The following is a 13,339-nucleotide window of genomic DNA, read 5'->3' on the forward strand; positions in this document are numbered from 1 at the left end:
CATGCCCCTGTGGCCCGTCTACACCGGCTCGAAGGAGCCGCACGACGGCATCGCCCAGCTGCCCCCGCCCCCGCCCTGGCGGGACTTCGACGGCGGCCCGGTGCTCCCGACCCCCGCCGACACCGACGACGCCTCGGCCAGCTCCCCCGACCGCACCCACCGCGCCGCCACCTACCAGGCGACCGACCGCACGGTCCAACTGGTCAACGCGGCCCTCTACTTGCGCCGCCCGCTGCTGGTGACGGGCCCGCCGGGCACCGGCAAGTCGTCGCTCGCCTACGCGGTGGCCCGGGAGCTGGGACTGGGCCCGGTGCTGCGCTGGAACATCACCAGCCGCAGCACCCTGCATGACGGCCTCTACCAGTACGACCCCCTGTCCCGCCTCTACGCGGCCCGCCAGGCCGCGGCCACCGGGGAACCGGACGGACCCGCCCCCGAGTCCGGCCTGGAGGACCATCTGCGCCTCGGCCCCCTGGGCACCGCGCTCCTGCCGTACGCCCGTCCCCGCGCCCTGCTGATCGACGAGATCGACAAGAGCGACCTGGACCTGCCGAACGACCTGCTCAACGTCCTGGAGGAGGGCCAGTACGAGATCCCCGAGCTGGTCCGCGCCGCCCGGCACACCCCCGTCGCCGAGGTGATGGTCGACGGCACCCACGACCGCGTCCCGGTGACGCACGGCCGGGTCCGCTGCCGTGCCTTCCCCTTCGTGGTGCTGACCAGCAACGGCGAACGCGAGTTCCCGCCCGCGTTCCTGCGCCGCTGCGTGACCCTGCGGCTGCGGCAGCCCGACGACCGCCATCTCGCCGACATCGTCCGCGCCCACCTGGGCGAACCGGACGCCTACGCCGAGTCGCTGATCACCCGCTTCCTGTCCCGGTCCGGCCACGGCGACCTGGCCACCGATCAGCTCCTCAACGCCATCTACCTGGCCCGCTCCGCCGGCCTGAGCGCCGAGTCCCTGGACGAACTGGCCGAACAGCTCATGCCGTACCTCGGCGAGGCCCCGCAGGCAGATGCCTTCTGAACACCCCGCCACGGCGGCCCCCGACCCGCACGCCCGCCTCGCCGACGTCCTGGCCCTGGCGACGGACGGCGCCCGCCCGACCCCGCTGGAGCTGGCCGAACTGCTGTGGCTGGCCCAGCAGCTGCAACCGGCGGACGGCGGGGTCGAGCAGGCCGGGCGTCCGGCGCAGGCGGCAAAGCCGGAACCCACGCCTCGGAGCCCTGTCCGGGAACCCGCCGGCCCGGCCACCGCCCCCGACCGCACCGAAGGCCTCGGCTCCCCCGCCCCGGCGTCCCCGCGCGCCCCGCTCCATCTGCCCTCGCCCACCCCCACGGCGGGGCCGTACGCCGCCCTGCACGCCCCCGCACCGCCGATGCTGCGCCACCCCCTGGGCCTGCAGCGTGCCCTGCGCCCGCTCAAGCGCCGCACGGACGCCCCGGTCGGCCACCGCCTCGACGAGCAGGCCACCGCCGACCGCATCGCCCGGCTCGGCGCGGGACCCGAGTGGTGGCTGCCGGTGCTGCGCCCGGCCCGGGAGCGCTGGCTGCGGCTGAACCTGGTCTACGACGCCGGCCCCACGATGCCCGTCTGGCGGCCCCTGATCCGCGAACTGCAGCAGGCGCTGGCCCAGTCGGGCGTGTTCCGCACACTGACCGTGCACCGCGCCGACCCCGACGGCACGGTCCGCGGCGCAGGCTCGTACGATCCCGGCGACGGCCGTACGGTCACTCTGCTGATCAGCGACTGCATGGGTCCGCAGTGGTGGCAGGGCGAGGCGGGCAGCCGCTGGTACGGCACCCTGCACCGCTGGGCCCGGCGGATGCCGCTGGCGGTGGTCCAGCCGCTGCCCGAACACCTGTGGCGCGGCACGGCGCTGCCCGCCGCACCGGGGGTCTTCTCGGCTCCGTTCCCGGCCGCGCCGACGGCGGCACTGACGTTCACGCCCTACCAGGAGTACGGGGAGTGGGGGCAGTACGGGCAGCGGGGGACGGAGGCACCGCAGGAGGCGGTGGCGCTGCCCGTGCTCGAAGCCGGCCCGCGGTGGCTCGCACACTGGGCCGGGCTGGTGGCGTCCATGGGCGGATCCGCGTTTCCGGGCACGGCCGCCCTGCTGGGCTCGCCGCTCGGGCCGGAGGACGCCGGGGACCGCACCGACCTCGCCGCTCTCACCGCCGAGGAACTGGTGCTGCGCTTCCGGGCGACGGCGTCCCCGGAGGCGTTCCGGCTGGCCGGCCATCTCGCGCTCGGCCGCCCCGACCTGCCCGTGATGCGGCTGGTGCAGCGGGCGGTCGAACCGGATCCGCGCCCGCAGCATCTGGCCGAGGTGATCCTCAGCGGCGTCCTGACGACGGTCCCGGGGCCGCCGGGGTCGTACGCGTTCCGCCCCGGCGTGCGCGAGCTGCTGCTGCGCGGCCTGCCCCGCTCCGCACGCGGCGCCACGGCCGAACTGCTGGCCCGGGTCGGCGGATTGATCGAGGAGAGGGCCGGAGCGGCACCCGGCGAGTTCCGCGCGGTGACGCCCGCGGCCGAGGGTACGGGGGCGGCTGCGGACGGGGAGGCGTTCGCGACCGTACGGCCGGAGAGCGTGCGGCAGTTGACGGGCGGTGGGGACGAGCCCGGGGTGCCGCGTGACCGGATCGGCCGCTATGTGCTGGTGCGGCGGTTCACTCCGTCCGGGCGGGCCGTGTGGCTGGCCGATGACCCGCAGACGGGCCGGCAGGTGGCGGTGCGGTTGTACCGGCCGTTTCCCGACGCCGCACGGCGCGGGGCGTTCCTGCGGGACGCGGAGCGGCTGCGGGCCCTCGCGCACCGCAATCTGGCGCACGTCAGCGACTTCGGCATCGAGAACGGCAGACCGTACGTCGTCATGGAGTACGTGCCGGGCGTCAATCTCAACGCCCTGGCCTCTCCCGACGGTTACCGTGTCCCGGCTCCCCTGCTGGTGTCGGTCGGGACGCAGGTGGCCCAGGCGCTCGAAGCGGTCCACGAGGCGGGCCTCACCCACGGTGACCTCGGCCTGTCCCGGGTGATGCTCAGGCCCGACGGCACGCTCCGGCTCAGCGGCTTCGCGCCGGGCCGGACCTCCGGGGCCGAGGGGCGGGCCCAGGACCTGGCGAAGCTGGGCAGGCTGCTGCTGCGCCTGGCCTCGGGCACCGGGCGGCCCGCGCCGCCGTTCGCGCCGGACCGGCTCCGGCACCTCCCGGAGAGCCTGCGCGAACCGTACGCACGCGCCCTCGGCCTTCTGATCTCCGGAGCGCCCCAGGACCAGCTGCGGGGCAGGGACCTGCTCATGGACGGGGAGCTGCTGCGACTCGCCCAGGAGGGGTACGACCAGCGGCGTTCCTACCGCATCCTGGGTCCGGTGACCGTGCGGGTGGGCAGCCGCGACGTGGAGCTGGCCCCTGAGGAGGCCGCGGTGCTCGCGATGCTGGTGCTGCGGGACGGCCGCGAGGTGAGCCGCGCCGACCTGCGGGCCGGTCTGTGGGCCCGGCACGAGGAGCCGGCGGACGCCGCGGCGGCCATGGACCGGATCACGTCCCGGCTGCGCACCCGCCTGGGTCCCGGCGTGCTGGCCGTGCTCCCTGCCGGGTACGCCCTGCACACCAGCGCCGACTTCGTGGACCTGGCGCGCCACGAGCACTTGGAGCGGACGGCCAGGGAGCGGGCGAGGACGGGCGAGCACCGGGAGGCAGTCGCGCTCCTCGACATGGCTCTCCTGCTGTGGCGCGGGGAGGGCCCGCTCGCCGGGGTACCCGGCCCTGCGGCCCGCAAGGCGCGCGGCCGGCTCCTCGACCTCCGCCTCGTGCTGCATCGCAAGACCGCCGAACTGCACCTGGATCTCGGCGAGTATCACCGTGCCGAAGCGCAACTCACCGAACTGGTCCGGCAGTACCCGTCCCGGGAGGACTTCCGCCTTCTGCTGCTGATCACCCTGCGCCAACAGGGCCGTACCGAGGAAGCCCTGGAGGTGTACGAGGAGTACGAGCTCGCCGGCGGCCGGAACCCGGAGCTGCTCGCGCTGGGGCACGAACTGCGCGGGGAGGTGGACGAGCCCGCGGACGACTCCGGCTCGTCCCCCGGCGGCTACGGCACTGCCCCGCTCTCGCAGAACCCGGTCCCGGAGCCCGACGCGCTGCCGGAGGGCAGTTTCCCCACCGAGGAGTCGCTGCCGTCGATCTTCGAGATGCAGGACCAGGAGACGGCGGCGGAGGAGGAGCCGCTGCCGCAGGACGAGAGCCTGTTCGCCGTCGAGCGGCCGAACGAGGACGAGGACGAGGAGGACGACGGCCCCGGTCCGGACATCCTCTACGACGACCTCTTCGACGATCCCGACGGCGACCGGCCCCTGCCCGCCTACGACACGGTCGCCGTCTACGAGTTCGCCGACGGCCCCCGGCATCCGGACGACGTGGCCGCGCTGGGCCGGGCGGTCACCCGGCTGATGGCGGCGAGCGGGTCGGAGGGCCACTGGTTCGGCGCGACCCGGGATCGCACCAGCTGGTGGGTGCAGACGCATCCGGACGAACCGGGCCTGCCGCTGCTGAGCGCCACGGTGAGGCACTTCGAGGAGGAAGTGGTGCGGCTGGGCGGGCTGCGCTGGCGGGTGACCTTCACGTGCGCGTTTCCCGGCGGCGACGAGGTACCGGACCCGGAGGCCGTCAGCCGGATGCTGGACGCCGCCGAGGACCGGCGGGGCATCGTCGCCGTACCGCAGACGCTGCGGGAGGAGCTGGACGAGGAGGAGGACCTGGCTCCCTGGCTGGAGCCCCTGCGCCGGGGGACCGGCGCGGGTTGGTGCCGGCTGTGCCGGCTGCCGCACGCGCTCTTCGACGGCACGCACCCGCTGCCCCCCGTCGACGGCCCGCACCCGCTGCCGCCCGACGGCATCTTCCCCGAGGGAACGGGCGAGACCAGGGTGGTCGTCTACTCGTCCGGCGCCGAACTCGGCCTCGCCCAGGGGCCGCAGAGCGAGGAGTACTTCGAGGTCGACCTCACCGAGCGGCGCCTGGAACTGGACGAGACCGAGTCGTCCCTGCGGGCCACGGGCACGGCGGTCTGGCGTGTCAGCGACCCGCTCCGGGCCGTGGCGCACGCGGGCGACGGGTCCTTCGCCGAGCGCATCAGGGGGGCGGTGCGACACCACCTGGCGAGCGCCTCCCCACGCACCGTGCCGGAAGGGGCACGGCTCTCCCTCGACCTCGGCCCGGACGCCGTACCCGGATGCACCGTCCACTGTGAGCTGTCCCTGACCCGGACCCGTAGCTGACCAGGCGACACACCGGCGTACCTCCGGAAAACCCCCATTCAGCGGCGCCCCGCCCGGCCCCCTCCAGAAGGCGCCCGCCCCCGGACCCCGCGCAGGATGCAGACAGAGGGAACAGGCCCGCGCACCCCGGGAGGATCTGACGTGACCGTCCGTCTGGAGCAGCTGCGGCGCTGCCACTTCGCCGTCGACCTGGGCGCGGCCCGCACCCGGGTGTATGTGAAGGGCGCCGGTCTCGTGGTCGACCAGCCCTCGGTCGCCGCCGTGAACACGCGCAGCGGGTCACTCATGGGGGTCGGCGACTTCGCGGAGCGGATGACGGGACGGACGCCGGGTTACATCCGGGTCGTGCGTCCCATCTCCGGTGGCACGGTGGTCGACATCGAGATGGCCCAGCGCATGCTGCGGCAGCTGCTCGGCGACAAGGTGCGCCGTGCCCTGCGGCGCAATCTGCGGCTGCGGGCCGCCGCGTGCACCCCGCACGGCGCGGATCCGCTGGCCCAGCGGGCGACCGTCGAGACGCTGGTCGGACTGGGTGCGCGCCGGGTCGAGCTGGTGGACACGCTGATCGCCGCCGCCGTCGGCTGCGGGCTGCCCGTCGAACGCCCCGAGGCCACCATGATCATGATGTGCGGGGCGGCGGCCACGCAGGTCGCGGTGCTCTCGCTCGGGGCGGTCGTGACCGCCGAGCGGGTCCCGGTGGGCGGCGAGGTCGTGGACCAGGCGATCGTGCAGCACCTGCGGCACGCGCACGAGCTGATACTGCCCAGCCAGTCCGTACGTCCGCTGCAGCTGGCCCTGTCCGGCAACGGACTGACCTCGCAGGGCCCGTCCTCCACGGTGATCAACGGCCGGGACGTGGTCACCGGGCTCGCGCGCAGCGTGCGCGTCGACACCGCCGCCGTGCGGGAAGCGATCGAGACCCCGCTGACCGCCGTCCTCGACGGCATCGGCAAGGTGCTGCGCGACTGTCCGCCCGACCTGGTCGCCGACCTCGCCGACCGCGGGATCACGATGGTGGGCGGCTCGGCACTGCTGCCCGGCTTCGAGCAGATGCTGCGGCAGGCCACCGGGATGCCGGTGCACATCGCCGAAACCCCCGACATCTGCGCGATCCAGGGCATCGGCGCCATGCTGGAGGGGCGGATCGAGCCGCTGGTCCTGAATCCCCTGGCCGCCTGAACCGCGCTCCGTGACCTCCCACGGCGAACCCCCGGTTCACGGCACCACGTAACATCGAACGGTGGTCCCCGCAGGCCCCGTGTGCACCCGCACCAGATCCGCCACCAGATTGACCAGCAACAGGCCACGCCCGCCCCGCTGGTCCCGGGAGGCCGGCCGCCGGCCGGCCAGCGGATCGGCCAGTCGCCCCTTGTCGCGGACCTCGCACAGCACATACCCGCCCTCGGCCCACACCGTGAGCCCGCCGGTGCCGCCGCCGTGGAGGACGCTGTTGGTGGTCAGCTCGGCGGTGATCAGCGCCAGGTTCTCCAGTCCCAGGCCTGCCAGTCCCAGCCGGGCGCCGTGCTCGGTGGCGAGGTGCCGTACGGCGGACAGCGAGTCCTCGTCGAAGGCGGTGGTGAACACGCCCGTGCCGTCGCCGGGGGCGGGCGGCAGCGGCTCGTTGTAGCGGGCGGCCACGCCCTCGGGGTCGTAGGTCTCGCTCCTGCGCTGCGCGCCGCCGGCCGGGATGACGACCGGATGGGTGGCGTGGGCGTCGGCGAGCGCGCGCTCGTCCAGCCGGGCGGTGTCGTACGGGCACAGGATGGTGACCTCGCGGCCCTGGAACGCGGCGTTGATCAGCGCCTCGTGCTGGGCGCAGGCCGGGTACTCGGCCGGGCTGCGGCCCGCCCAGATGGGCTCGCCGATGATGTGGACGCGCCGGCCGGACGGCTGGGCGTCGGCGAAGGCGCGCAGCACGCCCGGGATGATCCGGCCGGGGTTGCGGCCGGCTTCCCGCATGTCCAGGAACCGTACGGCGTCGCCCTCGGCGCCCAGCGCGTCCTGGATCAGCCGCAGGTTGTCGCCGGGTACGGCGACCGCGACCGGTGCGCCGGCCGCCAGCGCGTCACGGACGAAGGGGACGGTGCCGGCCAGGTACTCCTCCGCGTCGCCGTAGAACAGCGCGGGGTGGACGAAGGGCTCGACGGGGTCGACGGATCCTGCCGTCGGCGCTGTGGTCATGACGCCGCCACCTCGATCGCGGGAAGCCCGGGCCACAACAGCTCCAGGACGCGGGGCAGCGCGGCCGGCGGGCGGTCCAGCACCAGCCGCCGCTCACCGAACCGCCGGGCGGCGTCCGCGAGCGCCTCGGCCCCGGCGACGTCGACGAAGGACAGCGCGGAGAGCTCCACGTGGTACACGTCCCCCTCGTCGCGCACGGCACCCTCCAGCGCCCGCTCCCAGACGCCGTGGGTGGGCAGGCTCACCTCGCCCACCGCCCGGAATCCGGTCCGCCCGGTGAGCGGGTACACATCGAGCCAGGGCGCCGGCAGGGCACCGATCGCCCGCCGGGGCCGTACCACCTCGGGTCCGCTCACACCTTCTCCCACTCGCACAGGAAGAGAAGTGCCCAGTATGCCGCTCGGCTCACCTGCTCGGGACCGGATCCGGGAACGACGGGTGTAGGCGAAGGTGCGCAGGGCAGCCGAGCGGCGTGGCACCGAGCGGACCGAAGAGAGCGGAGAACGGGGCGGCGACATGCGTTCTGCGGCACACGCACCGCACACCGGACGGCCGGACACCCTGGTCGTCGTCGGCCACGGGCAGGGTGACCGGATCGTCCTGCGGGCGCGTGGCGAACTGGTCCAGGGCTGTACGGACACCCTCGCCGGGATCCTGGCCGGGCTGCCGGCGGACATCGCCCGGATCGAGCTGGACCTGACGGAGGTGTCCTTCATGGACTCGACCGGCACGGCGTTCCTGGACGTGCTGCGGGAGTACGGCCGCCGGCACGGTGTCGCGGTCTCGGCCACCGGCTGGCGGGGTCAGCCGCGCCGGGTCCTGGAGCTGATGGGGCTGGACACCACCGACCCGCTGCGCACCGCGCCGGCCGCGGGCCGCCCGGCCCGCACCGCCTCGGCGGTGGCCCGGGAACGCGCCGAGCAGCTGGACTCGCTGCGCCTGGAGATAGCGCAGTTGCGGCACGCGATCGCCTCCCGTCCGGTGATCGACCAGGCGCGCGGGATTCTGATGGCCGCGCACGGCTGCACCCCGGACGGCGCCTGGGACATCCTGCGCGAGACCTCCCAGCGCTCCAACACCAAGCTGCGCCGGGTGGCGGCGGCGGTCACGGCGAGCGTGCGCCCCGGCGGCCCGGCCCTCCCGGAGGACCTGCGCACCGCCCTGCGGGCGGCGGTCGGCGGCCGGCGCGGTGCACCGGGGCTCCCGGACGCCGGGTGATGCGGCGGTCAGTACGGCAGGATGCGCCCCGACGGCGTCCTGCGGTCGATCTCCCGCTCACGCGGGGCGGCGGGGCGCCGGCTGACGCGTACCCGGATGCGACGGTCCATGACGCCCTCCCTGTGCCGATGCGGTCCGGCGGTGTAGGCCGGTAGGGGGTGCGTGCCCAGCACGCGGGCCGTTCAAGCATGTACGGGTCAACCAACCGCACATGACGCCGGCACCAACGGTGCAACCGCCGTGGGCATTTGACGCCGCCACAGATCACATCGTTTCTGCAGCTGCGGCGCCCGGTGCGGCGGGCGGCACTCGAACCCACAGCCGACGGGTGGAAGGTGAGCGCAGTGGAGTGGGCGCCCCCTGGTGGCGTCGGCCTACGCTGTAACTCGGCTCTCTCCGTGCCAGGACGGTGGACGGATGAAGACGGACCAGTTCCCGCAAGAGGCGATCGTCCGGAACCTGCTGGACCAGGTGCTCGTCCGGGCGCTGGAGGGCCTGGGCGCGCACACCGGCACGATCTTTCTGCGGGACCCGGCCGGCGAGATCCTGGACATGGAGGTGAGCGTCGGGCTCCCGCCGGAGTTCGTCGGCCCGCTGCGTCGGCTGCGGCTGGCGGGCACGGCCTCGGATCCCGTGGTGGAAGCGGTTCGCGAGCGGCATCTCGTGTGGGTGCGGTCCGGCGAGGACCTCGCACGACGCTACCCGGCCCCCGCCATGCTGATGCCGTACGACCGCGCCCAGGTCTTCGTGCCGATCATGGCCGGGGAGACGGTGTGGGGGGCGATGGTGATGTCGTTTCCGCACGGGCGGTCACCCGAGCTCGGTACGGACGAGCGCCGCTCGGTCTGGTCCTCCGCCCGGTGCGCCGGCTGGCTGCTGCGCGGCGCCGCCGAAACCGGCAGCCGCCTCACGCCGTCACCCGTGCCCCGCTTCCTGCCCGGGGTGGAATCCGCCGCGGTGGACCCCACCGGGAGCCATCCGGCCGCGGACTTCCTCAGGCGTCTGCCCGAAGGCGCCTGCTGTGTCGACGCGAACGGGCGGATCACCTTCATCGACCGGACGTCGGCCGGTCTGCTGGGGCTGGGCGCGCAGAGCATTCCCGGCCTGCGGGGCAGCGTGCTGTGCGAGGCGGTCCCGTGGCTTCGCCGCACAGGTTACGAGGACCGGCACCGGGCGGCGGTGTTCAGCATGCTGCCGACCTCCTTCACGGCCGTTCGGCCCGGCGGCGGTCGTCTGCTGTTCCAGCTCTATCCGGACCCCACGGGTGTCAGCGTGCGCATCCGCGAGACCGGCGACCGCGGCGATGCACCGGCGCCGCGCGACATGAAGGAGGAGACCAGTGCGAGCCGGCTCAGGGTGGTCCATCACCTGCTGCACCTGGCCGGCTCCCTGACCCAGGCGGCGACCGCGGGTGAGGTCGCCGACCTGGCGGCCGAGCACTTCCTGCTCGCCTTCCAGGCGCAGACCGTTGCCCTGCTGGTGCCGGAGGCCGGACGCGTGCGGATCATCGGCCACCGCGGGGTGGGCGCAGAGCTGCTGAGCCGCTTCGACCGGAAGCCGCTGACCGCACAGCTGCCCAGCGTTTTCGGGCTGACCACCGGGGCCCCGGCGTTCTTCGCCTCCCGGCAGGAACTGTGCGCTTCCGGTGGTGTCGCGGCCGACGACGGCATGTCCGCCTGGGCGTATCTGCCGCTGATCGCTTCCGGGTATCCGGTCGGAACGTGCGTGCTCGGATACGACCGGCCCCATCGCTTCCCGTCCGAGGAACGGGCCCTGCTGACGTCCGTCAGCGCCCTGATCGCCCAGGCGCTGGAACGGGCCCGGCAGTACGACGCCCAGCAGCAGGTCGCCCACGGTCTGCAGGCCGGCCTGCTGCCCCGTCACCTTCCGGTGGTGCCGGGTCTGCAGGTGGCCGCCCGCTATCTGCCCGCCAGCCACGGCATGGACATCGGCGGCGACTTCTACGACCTGATCCGGCTCTCCGCCACCGAGGCCGCCGCCGTCATCGGCGACGTCCAGGGGCACAGTGTGCGCGCCGCAGGGCTCATGGGCCAGGTCCGCACCGCCGTGCACGCCTATGCCGTCGCCGGCGCGGCCCCCGGCGAGGTCCTCGCCCGCACCAACCGCCTGCTCGTCGATCTCGAAGCCGACCTGCTCGTCAGCTGCCTGTACGCCCACCTCGACCTGACCCGCCGCACCGCCCACCTGGCCACCGCCGGACACTGGCCGCCCTTCCTGCGCCGCCCCGACCTGCGCACCGAGCTCCTGGACCTGCCCCCGGGTCCGCTGCTCGGCGTCGATCCGGCAGCGGAGTACCCCTCGGTCCAGGTCGCTCTCCCGGACGGCACCGTGCTCGCCTTCTACACCGACGGACTCATCGAGATCCCCGGCACCGACCACGCCGTCGACACCACAGCCCTGTGCGCCGTGCTCTCCCACGCCGGCCGCCTGCCCCACGACATCGCCGACGCGCTCCTCGCCCGGGCCCAGCCCACGGGAAACCGCACCGACGACACCGCCCTGCTCGTGTTGCGCGCCGAGGCGACGGCGTGACACGCAGCCGACGGCGGAGAGCGGCGGCCCTGCGGTCGGCCTCGGTGAGCATGGCGTCCACGGGCAGGCCGGCGGCGGCGACGGTGCGCAGGACGGAGCGGTACCGGCTCATGGCCACCGCGGCCTGGAGGCCGTGCCCCAGCACATCGCCCATGACCGACATGCCCTTTCGGCCGACGCCGGCCCCAGCAGCAGCCGCGCTCGTGGCTGAGGTGAGAGGGGACGGGATCGGTGTGACACTGGGCACGGAAGGGGTGATCCCGTGTCGGACCCACCGCACGCGTCCTCCGGTTCCGACACCGCCGTCGACGAGAATCGGCTGGCAGAGCTGATCATCGAGGCGCAGACAAGCCTGCCCGTCGAACTGCCGGCCCTGGCGAACCGGTGTGCTTCGGCCCTCGGCCTGGACACCGCGCTGGTCTACCTCGTCGATCTGCAACAGCGGCTGCTCATCCCACTCGACGAGGCCATGGAGCCGCTGCCGGTGAACCGCTCGTCGGCCGGCTCGGCCTACCGCACACTCTGCCCGCGGGTGGCCGACACCGGCGACGGCTCGGTCGTCTGGATGCCTCTGGTCGACGGTGCGGAGCGGCTGGGCGTGCTGGCGGTGGGTACCGCCTCGGCCGACCGGGTGCGGATGCGCCGCATCCGGATGCTGGCCGATCTGTTCGCCATGCTGATCACCTCCAAGCGCGCCTACAGCGACTGGCTCGCCGCCCGCACCCGCACCGAGCCCATGCGGCTGCCCGCCGAGATGCTGCGGGCCTTCCTTCCGCCCCGCACCATCGGCAGCAGAAGGTGCGTCTCGACCGCGGTCCTGGAACCGGCGTACGACATCGCCGGCGACGCCTTCGACCACTCGGTGGTCAAGAACGTCCTGCACACCATGATCCTCGACGCCATGGGGCACGACCTGACCGCGGGCCTGACCACGTCGGTCGCCATGGCGGCGGCGCGCAACGCCCGCCGCGGCGGGCGCGACCTGGCCGACGTCGTCGGCTCCGTCGACCAGGCGCTCGCACAGTGGCTGCCCGAGCACTTCTGCACCGGGGTGCTGTGCCGGCTCGACGCCGAGACCGGGGTGCTGCGCTGGGTGAACTGCGGTCATCCCCCACCGCTGCTGATCCGTGCCGAGCGGGTGCTCGAGGGGGCGCTGGACAGCCCCCCGCAGCCGCCGATCGGCCTGGCTGTCCAGCTCATCCCGGGAGCCCGGCAGGTACACGAGACGACACTGGAACCGGGCGACTGCGTCCTGCTCTACACCGACGGTGTCGTGGAGGCTCGCGACGCGGACGGTGCGGAGTTCGGCCTCGACCGGTTCACCGACTTCATCATCCGCTCGCACGCCGCCGGCCAGCGCCCGGCCGAGGTCCTGCGGCTGCTCATCCACGCCATCCTCGAATACCAGCGCAACCAACTGCGGGACGACGCGACCATCCTCCTCTTCGAGTGGCGCCCGCAGCACCGGTGACGGGAGACCGCGCCAGGCCGGCGCCCGGCCCGCCGTTCGCTCAACTGCCCCATCAGACCCCCCTGCAGGGGCCCTGATGGGGCAGAACGTTTCTTCAGGAAGAGGTTCCAGTGGGGCGGGTGGGACTCGAACCCACGGCCGACGGATTATGAGTCCGCTGCTCTAACCGGCTGAGCTACCGCCCCATAGCGGCGTGTCGCGTACAAGTGTGCGCGCCGTCTGCCGCAGCATAGCCGCTCATACGATCTCCTGCTTCGGATGGTCGGCTTCTGCGCTGCTCATGACCTTGAGGACATCGGTGCAGGCGCGGCGGTTCCCGCGGGCATGAAAAAGGACCCCCAAGGGGTCCTCGTTCACTGCGCTCCCCCGACTGGACTCGAACCAGTAACCTGCCGGTTAACAGCCGGCTGCTCTGCCAATTGAGCTACGGAGGACCGAAGCTCCCCCGACTGGACTCGAACCAGTAACCTGCCGGTTAACAGCCGGCTGCTCTGCCAATTGAGCTACGGAGGATCGCCTCGATTGCATCGAACGTGCCTACCTGGGTATTCGCCAGAGGGCGGGCGCTCGCTGCGACACATACATTAGCGCAAGCAGGGGGGTGCTCCGCCAATCGGTTCCCCTCGGCGCCCACGTCGCACCA

The 13,339-nt window shown here is 73.6% G+C and carries 8 protein-coding genes, 3 tRNA genes and 1 pseudogene; 6 read left to right on the top strand and 6 right to left on the bottom strand.

Annotated elements, in window-relative coordinates; translation table 11 throughout:
- Position 1 precedes the first annotated feature (1 nt).
- The 3 genes from ACIGXP_RS25375 to ACIGXP_RS25385 all read left to right on the top strand — a co-directional run bounded on the left by ACIGXP_RS25375 (position 2) and on the right by ACIGXP_RS25385 (position 6,452).
- On the top strand, positions 2-1,027 hold the full coding sequence (locus ACIGXP_RS25375; protein ID WP_399771820.1) for an AAA family ATPase: 1,026 nt from the start codon (positions 2-4) through the stop codon (positions 1,025-1,027).
- Entirely contained in the window at positions 1,017-5,273 is a 4,257-nt protein-coding gene (locus ACIGXP_RS25380) for an SAV_2336 N-terminal domain-related protein (RefSeq protein WP_399771822.1), read from the top strand. Before ACIGXP_RS25375 ends, ACIGXP_RS25380 begins: the two co-directional genes overlap by 11 nt.
- A gap of 141 nt (positions 5,274-5,414) precedes the next feature.
- Positions 5,415-6,452 carry a rod shape-determining protein gene (locus tag ACIGXP_RS25385; RefSeq protein WP_399771825.1) on the top strand — a complete coding sequence of 346 codons (1,038 nt, stop codon included), beginning with the start codon at positions 5,415-5,417 and terminating at the stop codon, positions 6,450-6,452.
- Positions 6,453-6,488: 36 nt separating this feature from the next.
- Here the strand turns inward: ACIGXP_RS25385 and ACIGXP_RS25390 are convergent, their stop codons facing one another.
- A complete protein-coding gene (locus ACIGXP_RS25390) occupies positions 6,489-7,454 on the bottom strand; it encodes an anti-sigma factor RsbA family regulatory protein (RefSeq protein ID WP_399771828.1) in 966 nt (321 codons plus the stop codon).
- A complete protein-coding gene (locus tag ACIGXP_RS25395) occupies positions 7,451-7,810 on the bottom strand; it encodes an STAS domain-containing protein (RefSeq protein WP_399771831.1) in 360 nt (119 codons plus the stop codon). Before ACIGXP_RS25395 ends, ACIGXP_RS25390 begins: the two co-directional genes overlap by 4 nt.
- 160 nt (positions 7,811-7,970) lie before the next feature.
- Here ACIGXP_RS25395 and ACIGXP_RS25400 point away from each other — a divergent pair, with 160 nt between their 5' ends.
- Together ACIGXP_RS25400 and ACIGXP_RS25405 are read left to right on the top strand one after the other, a co-directional pair.
- A complete protein-coding gene (locus ACIGXP_RS25400) occupies positions 7,971-8,672 on the top strand; it encodes an ANTAR domain-containing protein (RefSeq protein ID WP_399771833.1) in 702 nt (233 codons plus the stop codon).
- Between the two features lie 417 nt (positions 8,673-9,089).
- Positions 9,090-11,225 carry a SpoIIE family protein phosphatase gene (locus ACIGXP_RS25405; RefSeq protein ID WP_399771836.1) on the top strand — a complete coding sequence of 712 codons (2,136 nt, stop codon included), beginning with the start codon at positions 9,090-9,092 and terminating at the stop codon, positions 11,223-11,225.
- 79 nt (positions 11,226-11,304) lie between these two features.
- Here ACIGXP_RS25405 and ACIGXP_RS25410 read toward each other — a convergent pair.
- A pseudogene (locus ACIGXP_RS25410) lies at positions 11,305-11,388 on the bottom strand (SpoIIE family protein phosphatase); the annotation flags it as partial.
- A 99-nt stretch (positions 11,389-11,487) separates the two neighbouring features.
- Here ACIGXP_RS25410 and ACIGXP_RS25415 point away from each other — a divergent pair.
- Positions 11,488-12,696, top strand: a complete 1,209-nt coding sequence (locus ACIGXP_RS25415) for a PP2C family protein-serine/threonine phosphatase (protein WP_399771838.1) — start codon at positions 11,488-11,490, stop codon at positions 12,694-12,696.
- 111 nt (positions 12,697-12,807) lie between these two features.
- Here ACIGXP_RS25415 and ACIGXP_RS25420 read toward each other — a convergent pair.
- The 3 genes from ACIGXP_RS25420 to ACIGXP_RS25430 all read right to left on the bottom strand — a co-directional run bounded on the left by ACIGXP_RS25420 (position 12,808) and on the right by ACIGXP_RS25430 (position 13,209).
- Positions 12,808-12,881 (bottom strand) — tRNA-Ile (locus ACIGXP_RS25420).
- Between the two features lie 176 nt (positions 12,882-13,057).
- Positions 13,058-13,130: transfer RNA gene (locus ACIGXP_RS25425), tRNA-Asn, on the bottom strand.
- A 6-nt stretch (positions 13,131-13,136) separates the two neighbouring features.
- Positions 13,137-13,209, bottom strand: a tRNA-Asn gene (locus ACIGXP_RS25430).
- Positions 13,210-13,339: the final 130 nt, after the last annotated feature.

It is taken from the genome of Streptomyces sp. NPDC053069 (assembly GCF_044546895.1).
Classification (GTDB): domain Bacteria; phylum Actinomycetota; class Actinomycetes; order Streptomycetales; family Streptomycetaceae; genus Streptomyces.